This window comes from Rhodobacter sp. P1_C2 (assembly GCF_056406375.1).
In genome coordinates this window covers 45,134-70,568 of the sequence record NZ_JBFUAG010000013.1, presented here as the reverse complement: position 1 = coordinate 70,568, position 25,435 = coordinate 45,134, and the positions used below count along the sequence as shown (strand labels likewise).

23 protein-coding genes are annotated in these 25,435 nt (G+C 66.5%); 21 read left to right on the top strand and 2 right to left on the bottom strand.

The features are described from left to right. Positions 1 to 2 precede the first annotated feature (2 nt). The 9 genes from AC1DZT_RS20045 to cybH all read left to right on the top strand — a co-directional run bounded on the left by AC1DZT_RS20045 (position 3) and on the right by cybH (position 12,947). Positions 3 to 2,435: a GcvT family protein gene (locus AC1DZT_RS20045; protein WP_478008419.1), complete on the top strand. Its 2,433-nt coding sequence runs from the start codon at positions 3 to 5 to the stop codon at positions 2,433 to 2,435. Between the two features lie 88 nt (positions 2,436 to 2,523). Further along, positions 2,524 to 3,876: a sensor histidine kinase gene (locus AC1DZT_RS20040; protein WP_478008481.1), complete on the top strand. Its 1,353-nt coding sequence runs from the start codon at positions 2,524 to 2,526 to the stop codon at positions 3,874 to 3,876. Beyond that, complete coding sequence (locus AC1DZT_RS20035) at positions 3,873 to 4,865, top strand: NADH-quinone oxidoreductase subunit B family protein (RefSeq protein WP_478008418.1); 993 nt, start codon at positions 3,873 to 3,875, stop codon at positions 4,863 to 4,865. The genes AC1DZT_RS20040 and AC1DZT_RS20035 overlap by 4 nt, the downstream gene beginning before the upstream one ends. Then, positions 4,862 to 6,301, top strand: a complete 1,440-nt coding sequence (locus AC1DZT_RS20030; protein WP_478008417.1) for a nickel-dependent hydrogenase large subunit — start codon at positions 4,862 to 4,864, stop codon at positions 6,299 to 6,301. The genes AC1DZT_RS20035 and AC1DZT_RS20030 overlap by 4 nt, the downstream gene beginning before the upstream one ends. A 9-nt stretch (positions 6,302 to 6,310) precedes the next feature. Next, positions 6,311 to 8,539, top strand: coding sequence for a carbamoyltransferase HypF (gene hypF / locus AC1DZT_RS20025; protein ID WP_478008416.1), 2,229 nt, complete (start codon positions 6,311 to 6,313; stop codon positions 8,537 to 8,539). Between the two features lie 216 nt (positions 8,540 to 8,755). Continuing rightward, positions 8,756 to 9,841 (top strand): hydrogenase small subunit, encoded by a 1,086-nt coding sequence (locus AC1DZT_RS20020; protein WP_478008415.1) that lies wholly within the window; start codon positions 8,756 to 8,758, stop codon positions 9,839 to 9,841. Positions 9,842 to 9,844: 3 nt separating this feature from the next. Next, positions 9,845 to 11,635 carry a nickel-dependent hydrogenase large subunit gene (locus AC1DZT_RS20015; protein ID WP_478008414.1) on the top strand — a complete coding sequence of 597 codons (1,791 nt, stop codon included), beginning with the start codon at positions 9,845 to 9,847 and terminating at the stop codon, positions 11,633 to 11,635. 13 nt (positions 11,636 to 11,648) lie between these two features. Then, the gene (locus tag AC1DZT_RS20010) at positions 11,649 to 12,215 is read left to right on the top strand and encodes a HupE/UreJ family protein (protein WP_478008413.1); all 567 of its coding nucleotides are present in this window, start codon (positions 11,649 to 11,651) and stop codon (positions 12,213 to 12,215) included. 3 nt (positions 12,216 to 12,218) lie between these two features. Further along, positions 12,219 to 12,947 (top strand): Ni/Fe-hydrogenase, b-type cytochrome subunit, encoded by a 729-nt coding sequence (gene cybH, locus AC1DZT_RS20005; protein WP_478008412.1) that lies wholly within the window; start codon positions 12,219 to 12,221, stop codon positions 12,945 to 12,947. Here cybH and AC1DZT_RS20000 read toward each other — a convergent pair. Further along, a complete protein-coding gene (locus AC1DZT_RS20000; RefSeq protein ID WP_478008411.1) occupies positions 12,925 to 13,242 on the bottom strand; it encodes a hypothetical protein in 318 nt (105 codons plus the stop codon). The two genes, cybH and AC1DZT_RS20000, sit on opposite strands and share 23 nt — an antisense overlap. Between AC1DZT_RS20000 and AC1DZT_RS19995 the strand changes: the two genes are divergently transcribed. From AC1DZT_RS19995 to hypE, 12 genes are all read left to right on the top strand, one after another. Further along, on the top strand, positions 13,214 to 13,822 hold the full coding sequence (locus tag AC1DZT_RS19995; RefSeq protein WP_478008410.1) for a HyaD/HybD family hydrogenase maturation endopeptidase: 609 nt from the start codon (positions 13,214 to 13,216) through the stop codon (positions 13,820 to 13,822). The two genes, AC1DZT_RS20000 and AC1DZT_RS19995, sit on opposite strands and share 29 nt — an antisense overlap. Continuing rightward, a complete protein-coding gene (locus AC1DZT_RS19990; RefSeq protein WP_478008409.1) occupies positions 13,822 to 14,142 on the top strand; it encodes a HypC/HybG/HupF family hydrogenase formation chaperone in 321 nt (106 codons plus the stop codon). Before AC1DZT_RS19995 ends, AC1DZT_RS19990 begins: the two co-directional genes overlap by 1 nt. A gap of 4 nt (positions 14,143 to 14,146) precedes the next feature. Continuing rightward, complete coding sequence (locus AC1DZT_RS19985) at positions 14,147 to 14,572, top strand: thioredoxin domain-containing protein (protein WP_478008408.1); 426 nt, start codon at positions 14,147 to 14,149, stop codon at positions 14,570 to 14,572. A 10-nt stretch (positions 14,573 to 14,582) separates the two neighbouring features. Next, positions 14,583 to 15,413, top strand: coding sequence for a hydrogenase expression/formation protein (locus tag AC1DZT_RS19980; RefSeq protein ID WP_478008407.1), 831 nt, complete (start codon positions 14,583 to 14,585; stop codon positions 15,411 to 15,413). Continuing rightward, positions 15,410 to 16,201 (top strand): [NiFe]-hydrogenase assembly chaperone HybE, encoded by a 792-nt coding sequence (locus AC1DZT_RS19975; RefSeq protein ID WP_478008406.1) that lies wholly within the window; start codon positions 15,410 to 15,412, stop codon positions 16,199 to 16,201. Before AC1DZT_RS19980 ends, AC1DZT_RS19975 begins: the two co-directional genes overlap by 4 nt. Next, the gene (locus AC1DZT_RS19970) at positions 16,202 to 17,077 is read left to right on the top strand and encodes a hypothetical protein (protein ID WP_478008405.1); all 876 of its coding nucleotides are present in this window, start codon (positions 16,202 to 16,204) and stop codon (positions 17,075 to 17,077) included. It begins immediately after the preceding gene. Further along, complete coding sequence (hypA, locus tag AC1DZT_RS19965; RefSeq protein WP_478008404.1) at positions 17,070 to 17,411, top strand: hydrogenase maturation nickel metallochaperone HypA; 342 nt, start codon at positions 17,070 to 17,072, stop codon at positions 17,409 to 17,411. The genes AC1DZT_RS19970 and hypA overlap by 8 nt, the downstream gene beginning before the upstream one ends. Further along, positions 17,411 to 18,256, top strand: coding sequence for a hydrogenase nickel incorporation protein HypB (hypB, locus tag AC1DZT_RS19960; protein WP_478008403.1), 846 nt, complete (start codon positions 17,411 to 17,413; stop codon positions 18,254 to 18,256). The genes hypA and hypB overlap by 1 nt, the downstream gene beginning before the upstream one ends. Positions 18,257 to 18,259: 3 nt before the next feature. After that, positions 18,260 to 19,744: a sigma-54-dependent transcriptional regulator gene (locus AC1DZT_RS19955; RefSeq protein ID WP_478008402.1), complete on the top strand. Its 1,485-nt coding sequence runs from the start codon at positions 18,260 to 18,262 to the stop codon at positions 19,742 to 19,744. Further along, positions 19,745 to 20,038 (top strand): HypC/HybG/HupF family hydrogenase formation chaperone, encoded by a 294-nt coding sequence (hypC, locus tag AC1DZT_RS19950; protein WP_478008401.1) that lies wholly within the window; start codon positions 19,745 to 19,747, stop codon positions 20,036 to 20,038. Next, positions 20,035 to 21,171: a hydrogenase formation protein HypD gene (gene hypD / locus AC1DZT_RS19945; RefSeq protein ID WP_478008400.1), complete on the top strand. Its 1,137-nt coding sequence runs from the start codon at positions 20,035 to 20,037 to the stop codon at positions 21,169 to 21,171. Before hypC ends, hypD begins: the two co-directional genes overlap by 4 nt. An 86-nt stretch (positions 21,172 to 21,257) precedes the next feature. Then, a complete protein-coding gene (gene hypE, locus AC1DZT_RS19940; protein ID WP_478008399.1) occupies positions 21,258 to 22,280 on the top strand; it encodes a hydrogenase expression/formation protein HypE in 1,023 nt (340 codons plus the stop codon). Between the two features lie 42 nt (positions 22,281 to 22,322). On the opposite strand, the gene AC1DZT_RS19935 is transcribed toward hypE, so the two are convergent. Further along, a complete protein-coding gene (locus tag AC1DZT_RS19935) occupies positions 22,323 to 25,364 on the bottom strand; it encodes a valine--tRNA ligase (RefSeq protein WP_478008398.1) in 3,042 nt (1,013 codons plus the stop codon). Positions 25,365 to 25,435: the final 71 nt, after the last annotated feature.

The following is a 25,435-nucleotide window of genomic DNA, read 5'->3' as shown; positions in this document are numbered from 1 at the left end:
TCATGGACCTTCCCTCCACGGCCAAGGCCATCATCATCGGCGGCGGCATTGTGGGCACCTCGACCGCCTATCACCTTGGCAAGCTCGGCTGGACCGACACCGTGCTTCTGGAGCGCAAGAAGCTCACCTCGGGCACGACCTTTCATGCCGCGGGTCTGGTCGGGCAGCTGCGCACCAGCGCCAATATCACCCAGCTGCTGGGCTATTCGGTGGACCTTTACAAAAGGCTGGAGGCCGAGACCGGCCTGCAGACCGGCTGGAAGATGAACGGCGGGCTGCGCCTCGCCTGCAATGCCGAACGCTGGACCGAGGTGAAGCGTCAGGCCACCACCGCGCACAGCTTCGGGCTGGAGATGCATCTGCTGACCCCGCAGGAGGCGCAGGACCTCTGGCCGTTGATGACCATCGACGACCTCGTGGGCGCGGCCTATCTGCCGACCGATGGCCAGGCCAATCCCTCCGACATCACCCAGAGCCTTGCGCGGGGGGCGCGGATGGCGGGGGTGAAGATCTTCGAGGATACGCCGGTCACGCGGATCATTGTGGAGGAGGGGCGGATCAGGGGCGTGGAGACCCACTTCGGCACCATCGAGTGTGAAAAGCTGGTGATCTGCGCCGGGCAATGGACCAGGGCGCTGGCGGCCACGGTGGGGGTCAATGTCCCCCTCGTCTCGGTCGAGCATCAGTACATGATCACCGAACGCATCCCCGGCGTCACCCCCGGCCTGCCCACCTTGCGCGATCCCGACCGGCTGACCTACTGGAAGGAAGATGTCGGCGGCCTCGTCTGGGGCGGTTATGAGCCGAACCCGAAACCCTGGGCGGTCGATGGCATCCCCGAGGGCTTTCATTTCGAAACCCTCACCCCCGACTGGGACCATTACGAACAATTCATGGAAAACGCGATTGCCCGGGTGCCGGCGCTCGCCACCGCCGGGGTCAAGCAATTGCTCAATGGCCCGGAAAGCTTCACCCCCGATGGCAATTTCATCCTCGGCGAGGCGCCGGAGCTGAAGAACTGCTTCATCGGCGCAGGCTTCAACGCCTTCGGCATCGCCTCGGGCGGCGGGGCGGGGATGGCGCTGGCGGAATGGGTCGCCAAGGGCGAGGCGCCCTATGACCTCTGGCCGGTCGATATCCGCCGCTTCGGCAGCGTCCACCGCTCGGTCGATTGGGTGCGGGCGCGCACGCGGGAGGCTTATGGCAAGCATTACACCATCGCCTGGCCGTCCGAGGAGATGAAATCCGCCCGCCCCACCCGCCGCTCGCCGCTTTACGCGCATCTGAAGGCGGCCGGGGCCTGTTTCGGCGAAAAGCTGGGGTGGGAGCGGCCGAATTGGTTTGCCGGCCCGGGGGAGAAGCCGGTGGACCGCTATTCCTATCAGCGCCCCGGCTGGTGGGAGGCCGTGGCGCGCGAACACAAGGCCGCGCGCGAGGCGGCGGTGCTGATCGACCAGAGCTCTTTCGCCAAGTTCACCCTGAAGGGGCCGGATGCCGCCCGCGCCCTCAACTGGATCGCGGCGGGGAATGTGGATCGGGCGGTGGGCAGCCTGACCTATACCCAGTTATTGAATGATCGTGCGGGAATTGAGACCGATGTCACGGTGGCCCGGGTGGCCGAGGATGAGTTCTACATCACCACCGGGACCGGCTTTGCCACCCATGACTTCCACTGGATCAGCCGCAATCTGCAAGGCAATTGCCAGCTGGTCGATGTGACCTCGGGCCATGCCGTCCTGTCCCTGATGGGGCCCAGGGCGCGGGCGATCCTGGCGCTGGTCTGCGACGACGATCTGTCCAACGCCGGTTTCCCCTTTGGCCGGGCGCAGCGCATCTCGGTCGCCTCCTGCCCGGTGCTGGCGCTGCGCGTGACCTATGTCGGCGAGCTTGGCTGGGAATTGCACATGCCGACCGAAGTCGCCGTGACGGTCTACGAGGCGCTGATGGCGGCGGGCGAGAGCCATGGCCTGATCAACGCCGGTTACCGCGCGATCGAGACCCTGCGGCTGGAGAAAGGCTACCGCGCCTGGGGTTCGGACATCGGGCCGGATCACACGCCGGTCGAGGCGGGGCTGGCCTGGGCCGTGAAGATGAAGTCCAACATCCCCTTCAAGGGGCGCGAGGCCATGGCGGCGCAGCTGGCCCATGGCGTCAAGAAGCGGCTTGCGACCTTCACTGTCGCCGACCCGCAGGTGATCCTCCTTGGCCGCGAGACGATCTACCGCAATGGCGAAAGGGTGGGCTGGCTGTCCTCGGGCGGGTTCGGCCATACGATCGGCCAGCCGATCGGCCTTGGCTATGTCCGGCGCGAGGGGGTGGACGAGGCCTACCTTTCCTCCGGCACATGGGAGCTTGAGGTGGCCTCGGAACGCGTGCCCTGCACGGCGGGCTTTGCGCCACTGCATGACCCCAAGGGCTTGCGGATCAAGGCCTGACGCCTGCGGCAAATCGGATCTTTCTTTTTGATCCGGGGACTTCTACCCTTGGCCGATGGAGGACAAGGTGGCAGCGACGGATCAGACCATGCCCTTGGCGGCCCTTCTGGCCCAGCGTCCGCTGGACCTGACCGATGACGCCTGGCTGGATGTGCTGACGGCGGTCGACAAGACCTATACCGACCTCGTCGATTATCAGGAACGTCTGGAACGCCAGAACACCGAGCTGGAAGACCTGCGCCGCTTCCTCGCCTCGATCCTCGCTTCGGTCAGCGATGTGCTGATCGCCACGACGCGCAATGGCGTGGTGGAGGAGATCAGCGCCTCGCTCACCGTGCAGACCGGGCAGGCGCGCTCGGCGCTGGTCGGGCGCTATGTCTCGGACCTGTTTGATCCCTCCAGCCGCAAGGCGCTGGAGGCGGCCTTGTACCATGTGCAGGCGGCCAAGGCCGGTGTCACGCTGGAGCTGGCGCTGCTGACCCAAAGCGATGCGACGCCAAGCCCCTTGGAGATGAACCTCTCGCCGCGGATGGATGACCGGGGCAGGGTGGTGGGCGTGGTCCTCTCGGGCCGGCCCTTGGGAGAGTTGCGCCAGGCCTATGCCGATCTTGGCCGCAGCCATGATGCCTTGAAGACCACGCAGACCCAGCTGGTGCGCAACGAAAAGCTGGCCTCGCTGGGCCGTCTGCTGGCCGGTGTGGCGCATGAGCTGAACAACCCGATCAGCTTTGTCTATGCCAATACCCATGCGCTGGAAAAATACGTCGGCAAGTTCGAGACCTATTTCGCAAGGGTGCAGGCCGGGGCCAGCCGTGATGAACTGGTGGCCCTGCGCGCCGAGCTGAAGCTCGACCGCGAGGTGAAGAACCTGCACGAGGCGGTGGCCGGTGCCCGCGCAGGGGCAGAGCGGGTGCGCGACATCGTGGCCGACCTGCGCCGCCTGTCCTCGGAAGGCTCGGGCGAATTGGTCGACTTCGATCTCGTTGAGACCGCCCATGTCGCGGCCAACTGGGTCCTGCGCGCGAACAAGGAGCCGGTGGAGATGCGCTTTGACGGTGCGGCGCGGCTGATGGCGCGCGGGCGGCCCGGCCATGTCCAGCAGGTGGTGATGAACCTCGTGCAGAACGCGGTCGACGCGCTGGAGGGGGTGCAGGCCCCCCGCGTCAGCCTCTGGCTTGGGGTGGAGGAGGGGCAGGCGGTGCTGGATGTGTCCGACAACGGGCCGGGGATCGCCGAGGCGATGACCCAGGCCATCTTCGATCCCTTCTTCACCACCAAGCCGGTCGGGCGCGGCACCGGGCTTGGCCTGTCGATCAGCCACAAGATCGCCGAGGAACATGGCGGCAGCCTGCGCCTGATGGCCGTCGCACCCGAAGGCGCGCGGTTCCGGCTGGCCCTGCCTCTGGCCGCAGCACCGCTGGCGGGCGAGGGGGCAGCATGAACGTCCTCTGGCTTCAGGCCTCGGGCTGCGGCGGCTGCACCATGTCGCTTCTTTGTGCCGAGGACCCCAATGTCTTCGACCTTTTGGAGGGCGCGGGCATCCGGATGCTCTGGCACCCCGCCTTCAGCCGCGCCTCGGGTGAGGAGGTCCGAGCGCTGTTTGCCGCGATCCTGAACGGCGATCAGGTTCTGGACGTGCTCTGCGTCGAAGGCGCCATCGCGCGCGGCCCGCATGGCACCGGGCGCTATCACATCCTGTCGGGCACCGGCAAACCGATGCTGACCTGGGTGCAGGACCTCGCGGCCCAGGCCCGCCATGTCGTCGCTGTCGGCACCTGCGCGGCCTATGGCGGGGTGACGACGGCGGGCGGCAACCCTTCGGATGCGGTGGGCCTGCAATTTGACGGCGCCCATCCCGGCGGCATCTTCGCGCCCGATTACCGCGCGCGCGGCGGACTGCCGGTGGTCAATGTCGCCGGCTGCCCGACCCATCCCGGCTGGGTGACCGAAACCTTGCTGCTGCTCGCCTCCGAGGCCCTCGCGCCGGGGGATCTCGACGCCCTGGCCCGGCCCAGATTCTACGCCGATCACCTCGTGCACCACGCCTGCCCGAAGAACGAGTTCTACGAATACAAGGCCTCGGCCCGGCACCTGTCGCAGATGGGCTGCATGATGGAGCATCTGGGCTGCGTCGGAACGCAAGCCGTCGGCGATTGCAACATCCGGCCGTGGAACGGCGAAGGCTCCTGCACGCGGGGCGGCTATCCCTGCATCTCCTGCACCGCGCCCGAGTTCGAGGAGCCGCGCCACGCCTTCACCGAGACCCCCAAGATCGCCGGCATCCCGGTCGGTCTGCCCACCGACATGCCCAAGGCCTGGTTCATGGCGCTGGCCTCGCTGAGCAAGGCCGCCACCCCGGCCCGGATCGCCCGCAACGCCATCTCCGACCGGATCGACGTGCCGCCCACCCTGCGAAAGCCGCGGAGATGAGCGGAGACACCCCCCGTCTGATCGTCGGCCCCTTCAACCGGGTCGAGGGCGACCTTGAGGTCTCGCTCGAGCTTGCCGAGGGGCAGGTGGCCGCGGCCTACGTCAACTCCCCCCTCTATCGCGGGTTCGAGAGGATGCTCGAAGGCAAGGCCCCCTCCGATGCCCTGACCCTGACGCCGCGGATCTGCGGCATCTGCTCGATCAGCCAATCCGCCGCCGCCGCCCGCGCCCTGGCCGCCGTGCAAGGCGTGGTGCCGACCCCGCAGGGCGAAAGGATGGCCGCGCTGATCCATGCGGTGGAGAATGTGGCCGACCACCTGACGCATTTCCATTTGTTCTTCATGCCCGATTTCACCCGGCCGCCCTATGCCAGCCGTCCTTGGCACCCCCGCGTGGTCGAGCGTTTCACCGCCATGGAGGGTTCCGCGCAGCGCAGCGCGGTCGAGGCGCGGGCAGCCCTCATGCATATTCTAGGCCTGACGGCGGGCAAATGGCCCCATACGCTGGCCATCCAGCCCGGCGGCGTGACCCGCAGCCCCAGCCCCCGCGACAAGGCCCGCATTCAGACCAGTCTGCGCGCCTTTCGCCGCTATCTGGAAACCGTGCTGTTTGGTGGCCGCTTGGAAGATTTCGCCGCCCTGACCGAGACCTCAGCCCTGATGCGCTGGGCTACGGGCGATGTCGGCCTCTTCCTCGACATCGCAGCCGACCTTGACCTTGCGAGCCTCGGGCGCGGGCAGGGGCGCTATCTGTCCTTCGGCGCCTATCCCTTGCAGGGCGGCTTCGGCTTTGCCCGTGGCACCTGGCAGGCGGGCGCCCTCCAGCCGCTCGACACCGCGCTGATCCGTGAGGATCTCTCCCATGCCTGGATGCTGGGCGAGGCGGCCCATCCCGCGCAAGGCCGCACCTTCCCCGACCAGGACATGCGCGAGACGGCCTATACCTGGTGCAAGGCCCCCCGGCTCTCCGGCGCGCCGATGGAGACGGGGGCGCTGGCCCGGCAGGTGGTGGACGGCCATCCGCTGGCCCGTGACCTCGCCCTTCAGGGCGGCGTCCTCGCCCGGGTCGCGGCGCGGCTTCTGGAGTTGGCCCGCAGCCAGATCCTGATGGAGGCGCTGGCCGAGGGCATCGACCCCGAAGCCCGCTTCATGGCCGAACCCGGGCCCCTTGCCGCCGATGGCGAGGGCGAAGGTCTGGTCGAGGCCGCCCGCGGTGCCCTCGGCCATTGGCTGCGCATCGAGAACGGCCGGATCGCCAGCTACCAGATCATCGCCCCCACCACCTGGAACTTTTCCCCCCGCGACGCCCTTGGCACCCCCGGCCCGCTGGAGGCCGCGCTGGCTGGTGCCCCGGTCAACCCTGGCGAGACGACGCCGCTGTCCGTCCAGCATATCGTGCGCAGCTTTGACCCCTGCATGGTCTGCACGGTGCATTAGGGGGCAGGCATGGCCGAGGAGAGCGCCAGAATCCGGGTGCGCGGGCAGGTGCAGGGCGTGGGTTTCCGCCCCTTCGTCTGGCAACTCGCCGATGCGATGGGTCTGCGGGGCGAGGTGCTGAACGACCCCGAGGGCGTGCTGATCCATGTCCAAGGCACCAACCTCGCCCTTTTCGCCACCCGCCTACGGCAGGAGGCCCCGCCTCTGGCCCGCGTCGATGCGGTCGAGGTCTCTCCCCATGTCTTCGCCACCACACCCACCGCTTTCCACATCAGCGCCAGCCGGGGTCAGGGCGTGCAAACCCGCGTGACCCCCGATGCCGCGACCTGCCCGGAGTGTCTGGCCGAGATAAGGGGGCAGGGCCGCCGCCGTGGTTATGCCTTCACCAACTGCACCCATTGCGGGCCGCGCTTTTCCATCCTGAGGAACCTGCCCTACGACCGCAGCCAGACCTCGATGGCGGGCTTCACCCTTTGCCCCGCCTGCCGCGCCGAATACGAAGACCCCGCCGACCGCCGCTTTCATGCCCAGCCGATCGCCTGCCCGGACTGCGGCCCGCGGCTCTGGTTCGAGGCTGCCGGGCCGGATGGCCTGACGGAGGTGCCAGGCGATGCGATCTCTCTGGCCGTGCAGGCGTTCCAAGCGGGAAAGATCATCGCGATCAAGGGGATCGGCGGCTTTCACCTTGCCTGCGATGCCAGAAATGCCACGGCCATCGCCACCTTACGCGCCCGCAAACGCCGCCCCGGCAAGCCCTTCGCCCTGATGGGGACCGAGGCGATGGTCGCCGCCCACAGCCCCCTCGGCCCGACCGAAATCGCCCAACTGCGCGCCGCCGCGGCCCCGGTCGTGCTGCTGCCGAAGGTCGGGGGCCTGCTGCCCGAAGGCCTTGCCCCCGGCCTGACCACGCTGGGCTGGATGCTGCCCTACACGCCCTTGCACCATCTGCTGATGGACGCCTTCGCCGGGCCTTTGGTGATGACCTCGGGCAACCTGTCGGGCGAGCCGCAGGTGATCGGCAACGCGGAGGCGCGGGCCAAGCTGGCCCCCTTTGCCGATGCCTTCCTGATGCATGACCGCGCCATCCTGCGCAGGCTGGATGACAGCGTGGTGCGGGCCAGCCCGCCGATGGTGCTGCGCCGCGCGCGGGGGCTGGTGCCGGGGACGCTGCCCCTGCCCAAGGGTTTTGCCGATGCCGCGCCGCTGACCGCCTATGGCGGCCAGATGAAGGCGGCGCTTTGCCTTCTGGGCCGGGGTCAGGCGCTCTTGTCGCATCACCTGGGCGATCTCGACGACGCGCTGACCTGGGAGGAATATCTGCGCGCCGAGGCCGATTACACCGCCCTCTTCCAGCACCGCCCGCAAGGCGTGGCCTGCGACCTCCACCCCGATTTCCGCGCGACGCGCCATGCCCGGGCCCAGGGCCTGGAGGTGATCGCGGTGCAGCACCACCACGCCCACCTGGCCGCCTGCCTCGGTGACAACCTCTGGCCGCGGGACGGCGGCAAGGTGGCAGGCATCATCCTCGACGGGCTTGGACTGGGCGAGGATGGCACGATCTGGGGTGGAGAAGTTTTGCTGGGCGATTACAACGGGGTTACCCGCGAAGCTCACCTGAAACCTGCACCGCTTCCCGGCGGCGACCGCGCCAATGCCGAGCCCTGGCGCAATGCCCTGGCGCGGCTGGATCAGGCCGGGCTGGGGGCCGAGGCCGACCGTCTGTTCGAGGGCCGCCCCCTGATGCTGCTGCGGCAGGCGATGAAGGCGGGGATGAATGCGCCGCTGTCCTCCTCTGCCGGGCGGCTCTTCGATGCGGTGGCGGCGGTGCTGGGCCTCTGTCAGGTGCAAAGCTATGAGGGCGAGGCCGGTGCCCTGCTGGAGGCGCAGGCCGCGCTCGCCCCCTCCGAGAGCGGTTTTTACGCCTTCGACGGGCTGGACCCCGCGCCGATCTGGCCGGCGCTCCTTGCCGATCTGGCGTCGGGCGTCAGCATCCCGCGCATCGCCCGCCGCTTCCACCTCGGCCTCGCGCAGGCTTTTGCGGCCGAGGCGCGCAGGCTCGTCACGGAGGGAAGGGCCCGCGCGGTCGCCCTCTCCGGCGGCTGCTTTCAGAACGCGCTTTTGCTGGAGATGGTCAGCGCCTGCCTCTTTGACCTGCCGGTGCTGACCCACAAGGCGACGCCCTGCAATGACGGCGGCCTCGCCTTTGGCCAGGCGCTGATCGCGGCGGCGCGGGGCTGACAGGAAAGTTTCCTGCCACCGCAGGCTTCCTATTGGCAGAAGGCTTTGCAATTCGGCTCAGATCGCGTCTGAACAATGGCACGCAAGCGGTTGTAATATAATTACAATCACAATTAGCCGCTTTTATGCGCATTTCCGCCGCACCACCCTCCGCTTTGGCATACGCCTGCATACAGGGAAGCCTTGCCCCAAGGGCAGCGCCAGAGGGAGGACAGCTTGTCACAGATCGAAACCTTCTATGAGGTCATGCGGCGTCAGGGGATCACCCGGCGCAGCTTCATGAAATACTGCAGCCTGACGGCGGCGGCTCTGGGCCTTGGCCCGGCCTTCGTGCCCAAGATCGCCCATGCGATGGAAACCAAGCCGCGCACGCCGGTGATCTGGGTGCATGGGCTGGAATGCACCTGCTGTTCGGAAAGCTTCATCCGCTCGGCCCATCCCTTGGCCAAGGATGTGGTCCTGTCGATGATCAGCCTCGACTATGACGACACGCTGATGGCCGCAGCCGGGCATCAGGCCGAAGCCGCCCTGATGGACACGATCGAGAAATACAAGGGCAACTACATCCTCGCCGTCGAAGGCAACCCGCCGCTGAACGAGGATGGCATGTATTGCATCATCGGCGGCAAACCCTTTGTGGAACAGCTGAAAATGGCCGCCGAACACGCCAAGGCGATCATCTCCTGGGGGGCTTGCGCCTCTTATGGCTGCGTCCAGGCGGCCGCGCCCAACCCGACGCGGGCGACGCCGGTCCACAAGGTCATCCTCGACAAGCCGATCATCAAGGTGCCCGGCTGCCCGCCGATCGCCGAGGTGATGACCGGGGTCATCACCTATATGCTGACCTTCGACCGCCTGCCGGAACTCGACCGCCAGGGCCGCCCGGCGATGTTCTACAGCCAGCGCATCCATGACAAATGCTACCGCCGGCCGCATTTCGACGCCGGCCAGTTCGTCGAGCATTGGGACGACGAGAACGCCCGCAAGGGCTATTGCCTTTACAAGATGGGCTGCAAGGGGCCGACGACCTACAACGCCTGCTCCACCGTGCGCTGGAACGAGGGGACGTCCTTCCCGATCCAGTCCGGCCATGGCTGCATCGGCTGTTCGGAAGAGGGCTTCTGGGATCAGGGCGGCTTTTACAACCGTCTGACCAATATCAAGCAGTTCGGGGTCGAGGCCAATGCCGACCAGATCGGCCTTGGCGCGGCGGGCGTCGTCGGTTCGGCCGTGGCGGTCCATGCCGCGGTGTCGGCGCTGAAACGTGCGCAGAAGAAAAATCAAGAGAAAGTGGAGGGTTAAGCCATGGGTGCCACACCGAACGGGTTCAACCTCGACACCTCGGGCCGCAGGATCGTCGTCGATCCGGTGACGCGGATCGAAGGCCATATGCGCTGTGAAGTGAACGTGGACGATCAGGGCATCATCCGCAACGCCGTCTCCACCGGCACCATGTGGCGGGGGCTGGAGGTGATCCTGAAGGGCCGCGACCCGCGCGACGCCTGGGCCTTCACCGAACGGATCTGCGGCGTCTGCACCGGGACCCATGCGCTGACGAGCGTGCGCGCGGTCGAGGATGCGCTTGGCATCAAGATCCCCGAAAACGCCAATTCGATCCGCAACATGATGCAACTGGCGCTGGAGATCCACGATCACATCGTGCATTTCTACCACCTGCACGCGCTGGATTGGGTCAATCCTGTCAATGCCTTGCGGGCCGATCCTAAAGCGACGTCGGAACTGCAGCAGATGGTCTCGCCGAGCCACCCGCTCAGCAGCCCGGGCTATTTCCGCGACGTGCAGAACCGGCTGAAGAAATTCGTCGAAAGCGGGCAGTTGGGCCTGTTCAAGAACGGCTATTGGGACAACCCGGCCTATCTTCTGCCGCCCGAGGCGGACCTGATGGCCACCACCCATTACCTCGAGGCGCTGGATCTGCAGAAGGAGATCGTCAAGATCCATACCATCTTTGGCGGCAAGAACCCGCATCCGAACTGGCTGGTCGGTGGCGTGCCGTGCCCGATCAACCTGGATGGGGTGGGCGCGGTGGGCGCGATCAACATGGAGCGGCTGAACCTCGTCTCCTCGATCATCGACAAATGTGCCGAGTTCAACACCAACGTCTATATCCCCGATGTCGTGGCGATCGGCGGTTTCTATAAGAATTGGCTGTATGGCGGCGGGCTTTCGGGCAAGTCGGTGCTGGCCTATGGCGACATCCCGGAAAACGCCAATGACTATAGCGCCGCCAACCTGCATCTGCCGCGCGGGGCGATCATCAACGGCGATATGTCCAAGGTCGAGGAGGTCGATGTCCGCGACCCCGAACAGGTGCAGGAATTCGTTGACCATTCCTGGTACACCTATGGCGAGCCGGGCAAGGGCCTGCATCCCTGGGATGGCGTGACCGAGCCGAAATACGAACTTGGCCCCAATGCCAAGGGCACCCGCACCAACATCGAAAACCTCGACGAGGCGGCGAAATATTCCTGGATCAAGGCGCCGCGCTGGCGCGGTCACGCGATGGAGGTGGGGCCGCTCGCGCGCTATGTCGTGGGCTATGCCCAGGGGCATGAGGATATCAAGGCCCAGGTCGATGGCCTGTTGCGCACGATGGATCTGCCGCTGCCGGCCTTGTTCTCCACCCTCGGGCGGACGGCGGCGCGGGCGCTCGAGTCGGAATATTGCGGCCGTCTGATGCGGCATTTCTTCGACAAGATGATCACCAACATCAAGAACGGCGACAGCAACACCGCCAATGTCGAAAAGTGGGATCCCTCGACCTGGCCCAAGGAGGCCAAGGGCGTCGGCATGACCGAGGCGCCGCGCGGCGCCCTTGGCCACTGGATCCGCATCAAGGACGGAAGGATCGAGAATTACCAATGCGTGGTGCCCACCACCTGGAACGGCAGCCCGCGCGACACGGCGGGCAATATCGGCGCCTTCGAGGCCTCGCTGATGGATACCAAGATGGAACGGCCCGACGAGCCGGTCGAGATCCTGCGCACCCTGCACAGCTTTGACCCCTGCCTCGCCTGTTCCACCCATGTGATGTCACCCGACGGGCAGGAGCTCGCCCGCGTCAAAGTCCGCTGAGGGAGGGGATGCGATGAAAAAACTGATGCTTACGGCAGGGTTGGTCCTGTTGGCGGGTCCGGCGCTGGCGCATCCGGGGCATGGTTTCGGCTTCGAGGCCGGGCTTTTGCACCCGCTGACCGGGGCGGATCATCTGCTGGCGATGCTGGCGGTGGGGCTCTGGTCGGGCTTTGCCTTGCCGAGCCGGGTCTGGGCGGGGGCGGCAAGCTTCATGGCCGCGATGACCTTGGGCGCGGTTCTGGCCTTCATCGGCCTGCGGGTGCCGGGGGTGGAAACGGCCATCCTCGCCTCGGTTCTGGGCTTTGGCCTGATGGTGGCCTTCGCGCGGCGTGGGCAAAGCCCCGGGATCACGGCGGCCTCGCTCGCCACGATCGCGGCCTTTGCCGCGGCGCATGGCTATGCCCATGGGGTCGAGGCGACGGGGCCGGCGGGTCTCTACCTCGCCGGTTTCCTGATCGCCACGGCGGGCCTGCATCTGGCGGGCCTCGTGCTGGCGCGTCAGGTCGCCCGGCTGCCCCTGGCGCAGGGGCTGATCGGGGCGGGCATCGCGGGGGCCGGCCTTCTGATGATGGTGGGCTAGGCCATGAGCGACCTTCCCGCCCACGATGCCCATCCGGCCGATCTGGGCAGTGCCCGGCGCCAGACCTCGGTCTATGTCTACGAGGCGCCGGTGCGGATCTGGCACTGGACCAATGCGCTGGCCATCCTCGTGCTGATGATCAGCGGCTATCTGATCGGCTCGCCCCTGCCCACGATGGGCGCGGGCGAGGCCTATGACCAGTTCATCTTCGGCTATATCCGCTTTGCCCATTTCGCCGCCGGGATGATCCTGACCGTGGCCTTCTTCGGCCGCATCTATTGGGCCTTGATCGGCAACCACCATGCCAAGCAGCTCTTCTATGTGCCCATCTGGCGCGGCAGCTATTGGCGCGAGGTCTGGTTCGAGGTGCGCTGGTATCTCTTCCTCGAAGCCGCGCCCAAGAAATACGTCGGCCACAACCCATTGGCGCAGATGGCGATGTTCTGTTTTATGACCCTCGGCCTCAGCTTCATGATCCTGACCGGCATGGCGCTTTATGCCGAGGGCGCGGGGCAGGGGTCGTTCTTCGACCACGCCTTCGGCTGGGTGCGGTACCTGGTCGGGCCAAGCCAGACCCTGCACACGATCCATCACCTTGGCATGTGGTGGATCACCATCTTCATGATGATCCACATCTATGTGGCGATCCGCGAGGATATCATGAGCCGGCAGTCCATCGTCTCCACCATGATCTCGGGGCACCGGACCTTCAAGGACGATGACCCGACCTGACTCGGGTGCTGTCACAAGTAACGGGGCGTGCTGCGGCGCGCCCCTTTTTTGTTCTGGATGGTGGCTTTTCACTTTGTGGCAAAAGTGGCGGGATGGTTTCCATCTTGGCCGTGGTGCTGCACCGGTTTTTGGCCAGAAAACAGATGGATTTCAGCGGATTGGCTGATTCCCTGCCAAAGGGTGAAAAGCCGCCTGACGGGGCAGGTGAAAGCTTTACTGTCAGTTGCAAGGCCAGATGCAAAGTGGCCAGCCGGACCGGGGAGGGGATGATGGCGAAAATCTTGATCTTGGGCATCGGCAATCTGCTTTGGGCCGACGAGGGCTTTGGCGTGCGCTGTGTCGAGACGTTGGCCGCCCGCCATGCCTTTGGCCCCGAGGTGCGCCTGCTGGATGGCGGCACGCAGGGCCTGTATCTTCTGCCCTTTCTGGAAGAGGCCGAGGCGCTGATCGTCTTTGACGCGGTGGATTATGGCCTGCTGCCCGGTACGCTGAAGATCGTCGAGAACGAGGAGGTGCCCGCCTTCATGGGCGCCAAGAAGATGAGCCTGCATCAGACCGGTTTTCAGGACGTGATCGCGACCGCGCAGCTGATGGGCTATTGCCCGGCAGAGATGTTGCTGATCGGCTGCCAGCCGGTCGAGCTTGAGGATTTCGGCGGCGGCCTGCGCCCGGCGGTGGCGGCGCAGATCGACCCGGCCCTCGAAGTGGCGCTGGCCCGGCTGGCCGCCTGGGGCATCGCGGCGCCCGCGGGGCAGACCTCCTGCGACGGCCTTGCCGACCCGTCGATCCGCCGCGACGCCTATGAGGCCGGCCGTCCGTCGGAAGCCGAGGCCTGCCGGATAGGCGATGCCCGCTTTCTGCCGGAGGCGGTCTGATGTGTGTCGGCGTGCCGATGCGTCTGATCTCGGTCGAGGGGATCGCCGGGCTGGCCGAAGGGCCGGAGGGGCGCGAACTGATCGACCTCAGCCTCTGTGCCGAGGCTGTGGCCGGTGACTGGGTGCTGAACTTTCTCGGCGCCGCCCGGGCGGTGATCGGGCCGGAGGAGGCCGCGCAGATCACCTCGGCGCTGAAGGGTCTGCGTGACCTGATGCAGGGCGGCGACCTCGGCCCGGCCTTCGCAGACCTCGAGGCGCGCGCCCCCAGCCTTCCCCCCCATCTTCAGGCCGCCTTCGAGGCCGGCCTTGCGCAAGGATGATCCGATGCACGACCATGCCCATGATCACGACCCTCTGCCACGCGCCAAGGGCGCCAGCCACCCCCTCCTGACCCGGCTGGAGCGCGAGCTGCACTGGCCGCGCCTGCACAGCATGTCCGACGTGGCGGAGTTCCTTGACCGGCCCGGCCTCCATTGCCTTTTCATCCCCGGTGATCCGGTGCGCAATCTGGAGACGGCGGATGCGGCGGTGATCCTGCCGGAACTGCGGATGGTCTTCCAGCACGCCTTCGACTGCGCCCTGATCGACGACGCCATCGAAGCCACCCTGCGCGAGACGCACCGCGCTCTGAAAACCCCCGGCTTCCTGTTCTTCGATCAGGGCCGCTACCTCGGCGCGGTCGAGAAGATCCGCGACTGGGACGATTACCTGCAGCGCATCACCCATATCCTTGGCCTCGCGGCTGCCTGAGGAGGTTACCATGGCGACATTCCACCTGCCCCCCATCGGCTTCGGCCCCGGCTCGCAACCCGACGAGGATGGCGAGCTTGAATATATGGCGCTGCCCTCGGGGATGCGGACCTATAGCCCGCATCTGCCCGATATCGCCGACCTGACCTCGGTCGCCCCCGCTTTGGCGACGCTGGCCGATGTGGCCGCCGCCTGCGACATCGCCTCGCGCAGCGGGCAGACGGCGGATTTCGATCTCTCGGGCCTTGGCAAGGCCGCGCGCGCGCTGATCGCCGAGACTTTGGGCCAGGGCGAGGTCGCGATGAAGCTGCGCGGCAATCCGGCGCTGATGGTGCAGGAATCGGTCTTCGCCGGGGTCTGGCTGCTGGCCGGTTCCGGGGTGGACCGGCTGGAGGTGGCGCCGGTGCCGGGCCTGTCGATCGCCCGCGCCTTCCGGGCCAGCAAAGCGGCGCGGCGTACGCTGGTGCCGCGCGGGCCGGGCGTGGTCAATGCGCCGCCGATCCTCGCCGAACTTCTGGACAAGGCCGCGAGCCACCAGCCCGGCGATCTGCCGCATGTGGTCAACCTCACCCTCTTGCCCCATACCGAGGAGGACCTCCTCTGGCTCGCCGAGGCCTTGGGCGAGGGCGCCGTGACCATCCTGTCGCGCGGCTATGGAAATTGCCGGATCACCGCCACCGCGATTGCCCCGATCTGGCGGGTGCAGTTCTACAACTCTCAGGATAACCTGATCCTCGACACCTTCGAGATCACGCCGATGCCCGAAGTGGCCCTTGCCGCCCGCGAGGATCTGGAAGACAGCGGCGCGCGCATCCTGGAAGTGCTGGAGGCGATCAGATGAGCGGTTTCGAAGGCTCCTACCTTGGCGCCAATGACAGGATCTCTGCCGAGGCGGTGATGGAATGCAAGATCTGCTGGACGCCCTATGACCCGGCAGAGGGCGACGATTACCGACAGGTCCTGCCCGGCACGCCGTTTGCGGCCCTGCCCGAGGATTGGCATTGCCCGGGCTGCGGCGCGCCCAAGGCGCAGTTCATGGTGCTGTCCGACCCGGGCAGCGCCGACATGGCACGTGACGCTGTCATCGCCAGCCGCACCGCCGCCTTGGAGGCCGATTTCCGCGAGATCTGGAACGCCAAGATGAAGGACGTGCCGATCGTCAACGCCGCCCTCCATGTGCAGGCCCTGGGATTTCGTCCCTGGGAGGGGCAGCTGCTTGGCGTCCTGATCTCGCCCTGGTTCCTGAACCTCGTGCTCTTGCCGGGAGAGACGCCCTGGCCCGTCCTGCGCGCCGGAGAGAAGGAGGTGATCGCCTTCCCCTCGGGCGAGTATGAGTTCATCCACAACACGCGGGAAATGGTGGGCGGTTACAAGGCCTGTTCTCTCTTCTCGCCGATGGGCGATTTTTCCAGCCAGCTTCAGGCGGTCGAGGTCGGCAATGCCATCATGGCCGCCCTGTTCGAGCCTGACCACCGCGAGGAAACCGACCGCGCCGCCGAGATCCGTGCGGCGGCGGAAGGGGCGGTGAAGGCAGAAGAGGCTGGCATCGACCCCGTGACGGCAGAGGAGGCCGAACCTGTCGCCCCCACCCGCCGCGCCCTGATCACCGCCGGTCTGGCCGAGGGTTGAATGGGCAAGGCGCTGGTCATCAGGCGGGACGGCGCAGGCTGGGGCTTCACGCCCCCCGCCGACCTGCCGGTGGCGGCGCTGCTGCTTGGCCGCCCGGTGGAGGAGGCCGCAGCCCTTCTGCCGCGCCTCTTCAACCTCTGTGCCGCGGCGCAGGGCATGGCTTTGGCCCTGGCCCTCGGCCAGCCCGCCCGCGCGCCCGAGGCCCTGCGGCGGGAGACCTTGCGCGACCATCTTCTGAAGCTTTGCGTGATCTGGCCCGGCCTTCTGGGCCTGACGCCAATGCGCCTGCCCGCGGACTGGGCCGATCCTGCCGAGACGGCAAGGATCGTCTGGGGCAGCGCCGTGCCGCAGGATTTCGGCCGCTGGCTCGCCTCGGGGCAGGGCGTGGCCCCGGTGCTTGCGGCGATTTCCCGCGCCTTTGCGCCCGGTGAGGCGGTGGCCGACCTGCCGCTCCTCCGCATGGGTACCGCCTTGCTCCCCGTGGCGCAGGAAAACTCGGTCGCGGCCCGCCATGCGGACGCCCCGGCGCTGCAAGGCATCGCGGCGCGCTTTGGCCATGGGCCGTTCTGGCGCGCGGCGGGGCTGATCCATGACATTGCCGCCCTGCAGAGGGGTGCGGCGCAAGGCCAGAGCGCGGGCGATCTGGCGCTGGTTCCCGCTGCGCGCGGCGCCTATGCCTTGCGGGCGCGGGCGACGGGCGGGCTTCTCACCGCCTTTGAGCGGCGCACGCCGACCGACCACCTTTGCGCGCCGGGCGGCATCCTGACCCAGGTCCTCGCCAGCCTGCCGCCGCAGAAGGCGCATCTTCTGCCGCTGGTCATCGACATCCTGTCGCCCTGCGTGGCGACCGAACTGCCGCAGGTGCGCCATGCATGAAATGTCGCTTTGCGAGGGTATCCGTTCGATCATCGAGGATCAGGCCCGCGCCCATGGCTTCGCGCGCGTCACCCTCCTGCGGCTGGAGATCGGCAAATTCGCCACGGTCGAAAAACCCGCACTGGAATTCGCCTTCGAGGTGGTGATGCGCGGCAGTCCGGCGGAAGGCGCGCGGCTGGAGATGATCGACCTGCCCGGGCAGGCCCTCTGCTACGACTGCGCCGAGACGGTCGAGATCGAAGACCGTTTGGCGCTTTGCCCGCTCTGCGGTTCGGGTAAGCTGATGCCGCAGGGCGGCGACGAGATGCGGATCAAGGATATGGAGGTGCTCTGATGTGCACGGTATGTGGTTGCAGCGAGACTTTGGCGTTCGACGGCAAGCGGCAGGACGAGCTTCTGCCCTTCGGCCATGTCCGCGCCCGTGCGCCCGCCGCAGCGCATCATCATCCCCACCCGCAGGACCACCACTACGGCCACGGCGCGGCGGGTGTCTCGGTCCCGGGCATGAGCCAGGCGCGGCTGATCGCGGTGGAAACCTCGATCCTCGCCAAGAACGACGACTTCGCCCGCGCCAACCGCAAGGAATTGCAGGCGCGGGGCGTGCTGGCCTTGAACCTCGTCTCCTCGCCCGGTTCGGGCAAGACCACGCTGTTGTGCAAGACGATCGCGATGCTGGGCGCGGCCCCCCTCGCGGTGATCGAGGGCGATCAGCAGACCTCGGTCGATGCCGACCGCATCCGCGCCACCGGGGCGCAGGCCATGCAGGTCAACACCGGCAAGGGCTGCCATCTGGATGCGCAGATGGTCGGCCATGCGATGGGGGTGCTGAACCCCGCGCCGGGGTCGTATCTTTTCATCGAGAATGTCGGCAACCTCGTCTGCCCCGCCGCCTTCGACCTTGGCGAGGATGCCAAGGTCGCCATCCTTTCGGTGACCGAGGGCGAGGACAAGCCCTTGAAATATCCCGACATGTTCACAGCGGCCAGGCTCGCGCTCCTCAACAAGACCGACCTTGCCCCGCATTGCGACGCCGATCTGGACGCCTACGAGGCCAACCTGCGCCGGATCAATCCCGGCATCGAAATCCTGCGCGTCTCGGCCCGGACCGGGGAGGGGATGGCGGCGTGGATCGACTGGCTTGGCGCCGAGCTTGCGGCCAAGGCCAAGGTCAAGGTCTGACCCATGGCCAGCCCGATCCGCGCCTCGGTTCTTCTGGTGGATGACGAGCCCCACTCGCTTTCGGCGATGAAAATGGCGCTGGAGGACGAGTTCGACATCCATATGGCGGGCGATGCCACCGCCGCGATGGCGGTCCTGGAACAGGAATGGGTGCAGGTCATCCTTTGCGACCAGCGGATGCCCGGGCGCAGCGGGGTGGAGTTCCTGACCGAGGTGCGCGAGCGCTGGCCCGATGTGGTCCGCATCATCCTGACTGGCTATACCGATGCCGCGTCGATGATGGCCGCGATCAACGAGGCGGGGATCCACCAGTTCCTCACCAAGCCCTGGCACCCCGACCAGCTTCTGGTGGCCACCCGCAATGCGGCGCAGCTCTTCACCCTGGCGCGCGACAATGAACGCATGGCGCTGGAGATGCGCTTTCTGACCGCCACCGCCGAAAGCCGGCTGGAAAAGCGCCGCAAGGCCCTGCGCGACGGGCTTGGCTTCGAGACCATCCTGCGCGGCCCGACTTCGCCGATGAATGGCGTGGTGGCGCAGGCGCGGGCCTATGCCAGTTTCGACGTGCCGGTGCTGCTGACCGGCGAGCCGGGCACCGGCAAGGCGCAGCTGGCGCGGGCGATGCATTATGCCTCGCTGCGCTCGGACAAGCCGTTTCACGAGGTCAACCTGACCGGATTGCCCGATGACCTGGCGCTGATCGAGCTTTTCGGGGCCAAGCGCGGGGTTCTGCCCGGCGGCGCCAACAAGATCGGCCTGATGCAGCGCGCCGACCGCGGGACGCTGTTCCTGAACGGCATCGACAGCCTGTCGCCCGCCGTGCAGATGGCGCTGTACCGGGTCCTGAGCGAGGGCGGCTTTACCCCGGTGGGCGGGAACGAGGTTCTGACCTCGAACCTGCGGCTGATCTCGGGCGCGCACCGCGATCTGGGTGCCTTGGTGGCCGAGGGGCAGTTCCGCGCCGATCTTTACTTTGCGCTCTCAACCACCGAACTGGCGCTGCCGCCGCTGCGCGGGCGGCCCGGCGATGTGGCGCTGCTGGCGCAGCATCTGCTGGTGGAGGCTTCGGCCGCGCATGGCAAGCCGGTGCATGGCTTTGACCATGCCGCGCTGGCCTTTCTGGAAAGCTATGACTGGCCCGGCAACCTGCGCGAATTGTCCAATGAGGTCATCAGGATGCTGATCCGTGCGCAAGAGGTGGTGCTGGGCGCCGACCTGATCTCGCGCCCGATCCTGCAGGCGCCGCCGGGCGAGTCCGGGGCCGACCGTTCGGCGCAGGCCGGTTTGACGGGGGATGGCAGCCTGAAGGACCGGGTGGAGATGGTCGAAATGCGCATCCTGCGCGAGACGCTGACCCGCCACCGCTGGAACAAGAGCCGTGCCGCCGCCGAACTGGGGCTGAGCCGGGTCGGCCTGCGGGCAAAACTCGACCGCTACGGCGTGCAGCCCCCCGGGCTTGCCACCGCCGATGAAGAGGAGGACGACTGAATGTGTCTTGGCATCCCCGGCCAGATTATGGCCATCACCGATGAGGCGCGCCTGATGGCGATGGCCGAGGTCTCGGGCGTGCGGCGCGAGGTCAATGTGGCCTGCGTGGCGCTTGGCCCCTTGCAGGACTTGGTGGGCCAATGGGCGCTGATCCATGTCGGTTTTGCGATGAGCCTGATCGACGCGGACGAGGCCGCCCGCACGCTGGAGGCTTTGCGCGATCTGGGCGAGGCGCAGGAGGCTTTGGCCGCCATGGCCGAGGGCCAGCGCGCCCTTGGTGAGGTGTCAGCATGAAATACGCCTCCGAATTCCGCGACCCGACGCTGGCGCGCGGGCTTCTGGCCGCGATCGCGTCAGAGGCCGACAAGATCGGCGCGAGCCGCGAAAAGCCCGTCCATATCATGGAGATCTGCGGTGGCCACACCCATTCGATCTTCCGCTACGGGCTCGACAAGCTGATCCATCCGGGGGTGGAGTTCATCCACGGTCCGGGCTGCCCGGTCTGCGTCTTGCCGATGGCGCGGGTCGATGAATGCGTGCAGCTGGCCGAACTGCCCGGGGTGATCTTCTGCACCTTCGGCGATGCGATGCGGGTGCCGGGGCACAAGAAGTCCCTGATGCAGGCCAAGGCCGGCGGGGCCGATGTGCGGATGGTCTATTCGCCGCTGGATGCGCTGGAACTCGCGCGGCGCAATCCGACGCGCGAGGTGATCTTCTTCGGGCTGGGGTTCGAGACGACGACCCCCTCCACCGCCCTGTCGATCCAGCAGGCGGCGCGCGAGGGGCTGACCAATTTCTCGATCTTCTGCAACCACATCACCGTGCCGGAACCTATCAAGGCCTTGCTCGATGACCCCGACATGCTGCTCGATGGCTTCATCGGACCGGGGCATGTCTCGATGGTGATCGGCATCCACCCCTATGATTTCATTGCCGATGATTACCACAAGCCCATCGCCGTAGCGGGGTTCGAGCCAACCGATCTGTTGCAATCGGTGCTGATGGTGCTGACCCAGATCGCCGAAGGCCGGGCGGAGGTGGAAAACCAATATGCCCGCGTGGTGCCTGAACATGGCAATCCGGTCAGCCTCGCCGCGATCGCCGATGTCTACGAACGCCGCCCGAGCTTCGAATGGCGGGGCCTGGGCGAGATTGACGCCAGCGGTTTGCGCATCCGCCAGAAATACCGCGCCTTTGACGCGGAAGAGAAATTCGGCATCGGCTATGCCGCAGGCCCGCGCCATGTGCCCGAGGTCGAGGGCTGCGCCTGTGGTGCGGTGATGACCGGGCGGATCAAGCCGACCGCCTGTCCGCAATTCGGCCGCGGCTGCACGCCGGAGATGCCGCTCGGGGCGCTGATGGTCTCGTCCGAAGGGGCCTGTGCCGCCTATTGGCAATATGGCGGGGCGCGCGCGGCGGCGGAGTAACGAATTTTCTGCGAAAATTCCGAGACACGAATTTTCGGCGAAAATTCGCAACCAAAATCTTCGCAGAAGATTTGTGAGGGAAAGACATGGCACTGCGCGACACTCATGTGACATTGGCCCATGGCGGAGGCGGCAAAGCCATGCGTGACCTGATCGACGAGGTCTTCACCGCGGTCTTCCTGCCGCCGGGGTCCGAGGATCAGGCCCGCCTGACCTCCGAGGCGCTGCAGGAGCCCGGCGCGCAGCTCGCCTTCACCACCGACAGTTTCGTGGTCACGCCGGTGGAGTTCCCCGGCGGCGATATCGGCAAGATCGCGGTCTGCGGCACGGTCAATGACCTCGTGGTCGGCGGGGCGCGGCCGCTCTGGCTTTCGGCGGCCTTCATCATCGAGGAGGGCTGCGACGTGGCCCTGTTGCGCCGTATCGTCGCCTCGATGCAGGCCGAGGCTTTGCGCGCCGGGGTGCGGATCGTCACCGGGGATACCAAGGTCGTGGGCCGCGGTTCGGCCGACAGGGTCTTTGTCACCACCGCAGGCGTGGGGGTGATCCCGCCGGGGCGGCATCTGGCGGCGGACCGCATCCGGCCGGGGGATGTGGCGCTGGTCAACGGGCGGCTGGGCGATCATGGCGCGGCCATTCTGGCGGCGCGCGGCGACATGGCGCTGTCGACCGACCTTCGATCCGACTGCGCCAGCCTTGGCCACCTGATGGAGGCGGTTCTGGCCGCGGCCCCCGGCACCCGCGCCGCCCGCGATGCCACCCGGGGCGGCATCGCCTCGGCCCTGAACGAGATGGCCGAGGCCTCGGGCGTCGGCATCCTGCTGTCCGAGCCGGACCTGCCGCTGCGGACCGAGGTCAAGGGCATGTGCGAGATCCTCGGCCTTGACCCGCTCTACCTCGCCAACGAGGGCACGCTGGTGCTGTTCGTCCCGCCGGAGGAGGCCGATGCCGCCCTGGCCGCGATGCGGAGCCTGCCCGAGGGCGAGGGCGCCTGCCGGATCGGGCAGGCTTTGGCCGATCACAGGGGCCAGGTGCGGATGACCACCCTCTTCGGCGGCAGCCGGATCGTCGATATGCTGATCGGCGAGCAGTTGCCGCGGATCTGCTGACCTCATGAAAAAGGCCCCCGGGGGTACCGGGGGCCTATTGTCTCAGCCGATCTCGGCCAGCCGGTTCAGCGCGGCCTTGAGCTTGGCCGCCTCATCCTCGCGGGCCTCGAGGTTGGCCTTGGCCTCGTCCACCACCTCTTCGGGGGCAGAGGCCACGAAGGCCGGGTTGTTCAAGCGCCCCTTCAGCCCGCCGATCTCCTTGGCGAGCTTGTCCATCGTCTTTTGCAGGCGGGCCTTTTCCTCGGCAATGTCGATCAGCCCGGCCAGCGGGATGGCGAAGGCCGCCCCTTCCAGCGCCAGCGTGATCGAGCCCTTTGGCGCCGGGCCTTCCGAGAAGCCCTCGATCCGCGCCATCCGGCGGATCAGGCTTTCGTTGCGGGCCCAAGCCGCGCGGGCCTCGTCCGAGAGGGTGATCGCCACGAGGTCGATCTTCAGCCCGACCGGCACATGGACCTGCGCCCGGGCCGAGCGGACCTCGTCGATCAGGGCGGTGACGAAGGCCATCTCGCGGGCGGCTTCGTGGTTGACCAGATCGAGTCCATAGCTCGGCCAGTCGGTATGAACCAGCAGCTTGGCGCGGGTGCCGGTGGTGGACCAAAGCTCTTCGGTGATGAAGGGCATGATCGGGTGCAAGAGGATCATCGACTGGTCGAGCACCCAGGCCATCACGGCGCGGGTCTCGGCCGCCTGCTCGCCATCAAACAGCGGCTTGGCAAATTCGACATACCAGTCGCAGACCTTGCCCCAGACGAATTTGTAAAGCACATCCGCCGCGGTGTCGAAACGGTAGGTGGCCAGCGCCTCGTTCACCTCGGCCAGCGCCTTGGCGGTCTCGCCGATGATCCAGAGGTTGGCGGTGGCGGTGGCCTTGGGCGGTGTCGGCTGGGTCGCATAGCCCTCCCAGACCCCGTTCATCTCGGCAAAGCGGCAGGCGTTCCACAGCTTGGTGCCGAAGTTGCGGTAGCCGGCGATGCGCTGGGTGTCCATCTTCAGCGTGCCACCGAGGCTCGCCATCGCCGCATTGGCAAAGCGCAGGGCATCGGCGCCGAATTCGTCGATGATCTCCAAGGGGTCGATGACGTTGCCCAGGGACTTGGACATCTTCTTGCCCTTGGCATCGCGGACGAGGCCATGCAGGTAGACCGTGTGGAACGGCACCTGATCCACCACGGCCAGCTGCATCATCATCATCCGGGCGACCCAGAAGAAGATGATATCGGCCCCGGTGATCAGGGTGGAGGTCGGGAAATACTTCTGCAGTTCCGGCGTCTGTTCCGGCCAGCCCAGCGTCCCGATCGGCCAGAGGCCGGAGGAGAACCAGGTGTCGAGGACGTCATCATCTCTTGAAATTATAGCCGTTTTCTTGCCCGTATTCGAATCCCGGTGGAGCCCAATTTTCACTTCATCGTCGTAGTTCTTAACGATAACTTCATCGACCAAATCTCCATAATATTCTTTCGCCATCGCAAGTGCGTCTTCTTCAGTTGCAGCGCAGAATTCATGGACCTTGTAGTTCGGTTGCCCTTCCTTGAAGAAATCCGATATTTCCTCAGGTCTGGGGTAACCATACCACACCGGGATCTGGTGGCCCCACCACAGCTGGCGCGAGATGCACCAGGGTTCGATATTCTCCAGCCAGTGGAAATAGGTCCGCTCGCCCGATTGCGGCATGATCACGGTGTCGCCGTTGCGGACGGCATCCAGCGCCGGGCCGACGATCTTGGCGGTGTCGACAAACCACTGGTCGGTCAGCATCGGCTCGATCACCACCTTGGAGCGGTCGCCGAAGGGCTGCATGATCGGCTTGTTGTCGACCACAGGCTCCAGCGTCAGGTGTTCCGAGCCGGTTTCTTCGTCGTAGGATTTCACCAGCACGGTCACGGCCAGACCCGCCGCGTTGATATCGGCAACCACGAGTTTCCTCGCCTCGAACCGGTCGAGGCCGCGGTATTTCTCGGGCACGAGGTTCAGGCTGTCGACCTCGATCTCATTGGTGGGCGAGCCGGCGGCGATCTCGCGGGCGCGTTCGACGGCCTCGGCATAGGGGGCGCCGTCCGACCGCATCGCGCCGCGGGTGTCCATCAGGCGGTACATCGGCAGATTGGCGCGCTTGGCCACCTGATAGTCGTTGAAATCATGCGCGCCGGTGATCTTCACCGCACCCGAGCCGAAGTTCGGGTCGGGGTATTCGTCCACGATGATCGGGATCTGGCGGTCACACAGCGGCAGTTGCACCATCTTGCCGACGATCGGCGCATAGCGTGCGTCCGAAGGGTGGACGGCCACGGCACCATCGCCCAGCATCGTCTCGGGCCGCGTGGTGGCGATGGAGATATAGTTGCGCTTCTCCCGCAGGGTCACATTACCCTCGGCGTCTTTCTCGACATATTCATAGGTCTCGCCGCCCGCGAGGATGTATTTGAAGTGCCACATATGGCCCTTCACCTCGATATTCTCGACCTCGAGGTCCGAGATGGCGGTTTCGAAATGGGGGTCCCAGTTGACCAGGCGCTTGCCGCGGTAGATCAGGCCCTTGCTGTACATGTCCACGAAGACCTTGATCACGGCATCGTGGAAATTGCCCTCCGCATCCTTGCCCGGGGCGCCGGGGGCGCCCGACATGGTGAAAGCCTCGCGGTCCCAGTCGCAGGAGGCGCCGAGGCGCTTGAGCTGGTTGATGATCGTGCCGCCGGATTTCTCCTTCCACTCCCAGACCTTGGCGAGGAAAGCCTCGCGCCCCATCTCGCGCCGCGTGGCGTTGGTCTTGTCCTTGGCCAGTTCGCGTTCGACCACCATTTGCGTCGCGATCCCGGCATGGTCGGTGCCGACCTGCCAAAGCGTGTCGTGCCCCTGCATCCGGTGCCAGCGGATCAGGATGTCCTGCAGGGTGTTGTTGAAGGCATGCCCCATGTGGAGCGAACCCGTCACGTTCGGCGGCGGGATCATGATGGAGAAGGCTTCCGGCGCAGAACCATCCGCCTTGGGCTTGGCATTGGCCCCGGCGCGACCGACCTTGCGGTCGATCCACAGCTGCGAAATCCGGGCCTCGGCCTCTGCGGCGTTGAAGGTCTTTTCCATCGGCATGCTCTAGCCCTCGTATTGTTCCGCGGCGTGTGTATCCTGTGGGGCGGGCGAGGAAAAGCGGTTTGCGGTCG

What these genes read in the sequence shown, in the direction of transcription:
- AC1DZT_RS20045 (WP_478008419.1), top strand. Translation starts at nt 3, where the DNA reads ATGGACCTTCCCTCCACGGCCAAGGCCATCATCATCGGCGGCGGCATT.
- AC1DZT_RS20040 (WP_478008481.1), top strand. Translation starts at nt 2,524, where the DNA reads ATGCCCTTGGCGGCCCTTCTGGCCCAGCGTCCGCTGGACCTGACCGAT.
- AC1DZT_RS20035 (WP_478008418.1), top strand. Translation starts at nt 3,873, where the DNA reads ATGAACGTCCTCTGGCTTCAGGCCTCGGGCTGCGGCGGCTGCACCATG.
- AC1DZT_RS20030 (WP_478008417.1), top strand. Translation starts at nt 4,862, where the DNA reads ATGAGCGGAGACACCCCCCGTCTGATCGTCGGCCCCTTCAACCGGGTC.
- hypF (WP_478008416.1), top strand. Translation starts at nt 6,311, where the DNA reads ATGGCCGAGGAGAGCGCCAGAATCCGGGTGCGCGGGCAGGTGCAGGGC.
- AC1DZT_RS20015 (WP_478008414.1), top strand. Translation starts at nt 9,845, where the DNA reads ATGGGTGCCACACCGAACGGGTTCAACCTCGACACCTCGGGCCGCAGG.
- AC1DZT_RS20010 (WP_478008413.1), top strand. Translation starts at nt 11,649, where the DNA reads ATGAAAAAACTGATGCTTACGGCAGGGTTGGTCCTGTTGGCGGGTCCG.
- cybH (WP_478008412.1), top strand. Translation starts at nt 12,219, where the DNA reads ATGAGCGACCTTCCCGCCCACGATGCCCATCCGGCCGATCTGGGCAGT.
- AC1DZT_RS19995 (WP_478008410.1), top strand. Translation starts at nt 13,214, where the DNA reads ATGATGGCGAAAATCTTGATCTTGGGCATCGGCAATCTGCTTTGGGCC.
- AC1DZT_RS20000 (WP_478008411.1), bottom strand. Translation starts at nt 13,242, where the DNA reads ATGCCCAAGATCAAGATTTTCGCCATCATCCCCTCCCCGGTCCGGCTG.
- AC1DZT_RS19990 (WP_478008409.1), top strand. Translation starts at nt 13,822, where the DNA reads ATGTGTGTCGGCGTGCCGATGCGTCTGATCTCGGTCGAGGGGATCGCC.
- AC1DZT_RS19985 (WP_478008408.1), top strand. Translation starts at nt 14,147, where the DNA reads ATGCACGACCATGCCCATGATCACGACCCTCTGCCACGCGCCAAGGGC.
- AC1DZT_RS19980 (WP_478008407.1), top strand. Translation starts at nt 14,583, where the DNA reads ATGGCGACATTCCACCTGCCCCCCATCGGCTTCGGCCCCGGCTCGCAA.
- AC1DZT_RS19975 (WP_478008406.1), top strand. Translation starts at nt 15,410, where the DNA reads ATGAGCGGTTTCGAAGGCTCCTACCTTGGCGCCAATGACAGGATCTCT.
- AC1DZT_RS19970 (WP_478008405.1), top strand. Translation starts at nt 16,202, where the DNA reads ATGGGCAAGGCGCTGGTCATCAGGCGGGACGGCGCAGGCTGGGGCTTC.
- hypA (WP_478008404.1), top strand. Translation starts at nt 17,070, where the DNA reads ATGCATGAAATGTCGCTTTGCGAGGGTATCCGTTCGATCATCGAGGAT.
- hypB (WP_478008403.1), top strand. Translation starts at nt 17,411, where the DNA reads ATGTGCACGGTATGTGGTTGCAGCGAGACTTTGGCGTTCGACGGCAAG.
- AC1DZT_RS19955 (WP_478008402.1), top strand. Translation starts at nt 18,260, where the DNA reads ATGGCCAGCCCGATCCGCGCCTCGGTTCTTCTGGTGGATGACGAGCCC.
- hypC (WP_478008401.1), top strand. Translation starts at nt 19,745, where the DNA reads ATGTGTCTTGGCATCCCCGGCCAGATTATGGCCATCACCGATGAGGCG.
- hypD (WP_478008400.1), top strand. Translation starts at nt 20,035, where the DNA reads ATGAAATACGCCTCCGAATTCCGCGACCCGACGCTGGCGCGCGGGCTT.
- hypE (WP_478008399.1), top strand. Translation starts at nt 21,258, where the DNA reads ATGGCACTGCGCGACACTCATGTGACATTGGCCCATGGCGGAGGCGGC.
- AC1DZT_RS19935 (WP_478008398.1), bottom strand. Translation starts at nt 25,364, where the DNA reads ATGCCGATGGAAAAGACCTTCAACGCCGCAGAGGCCGAGGCCCGGATT.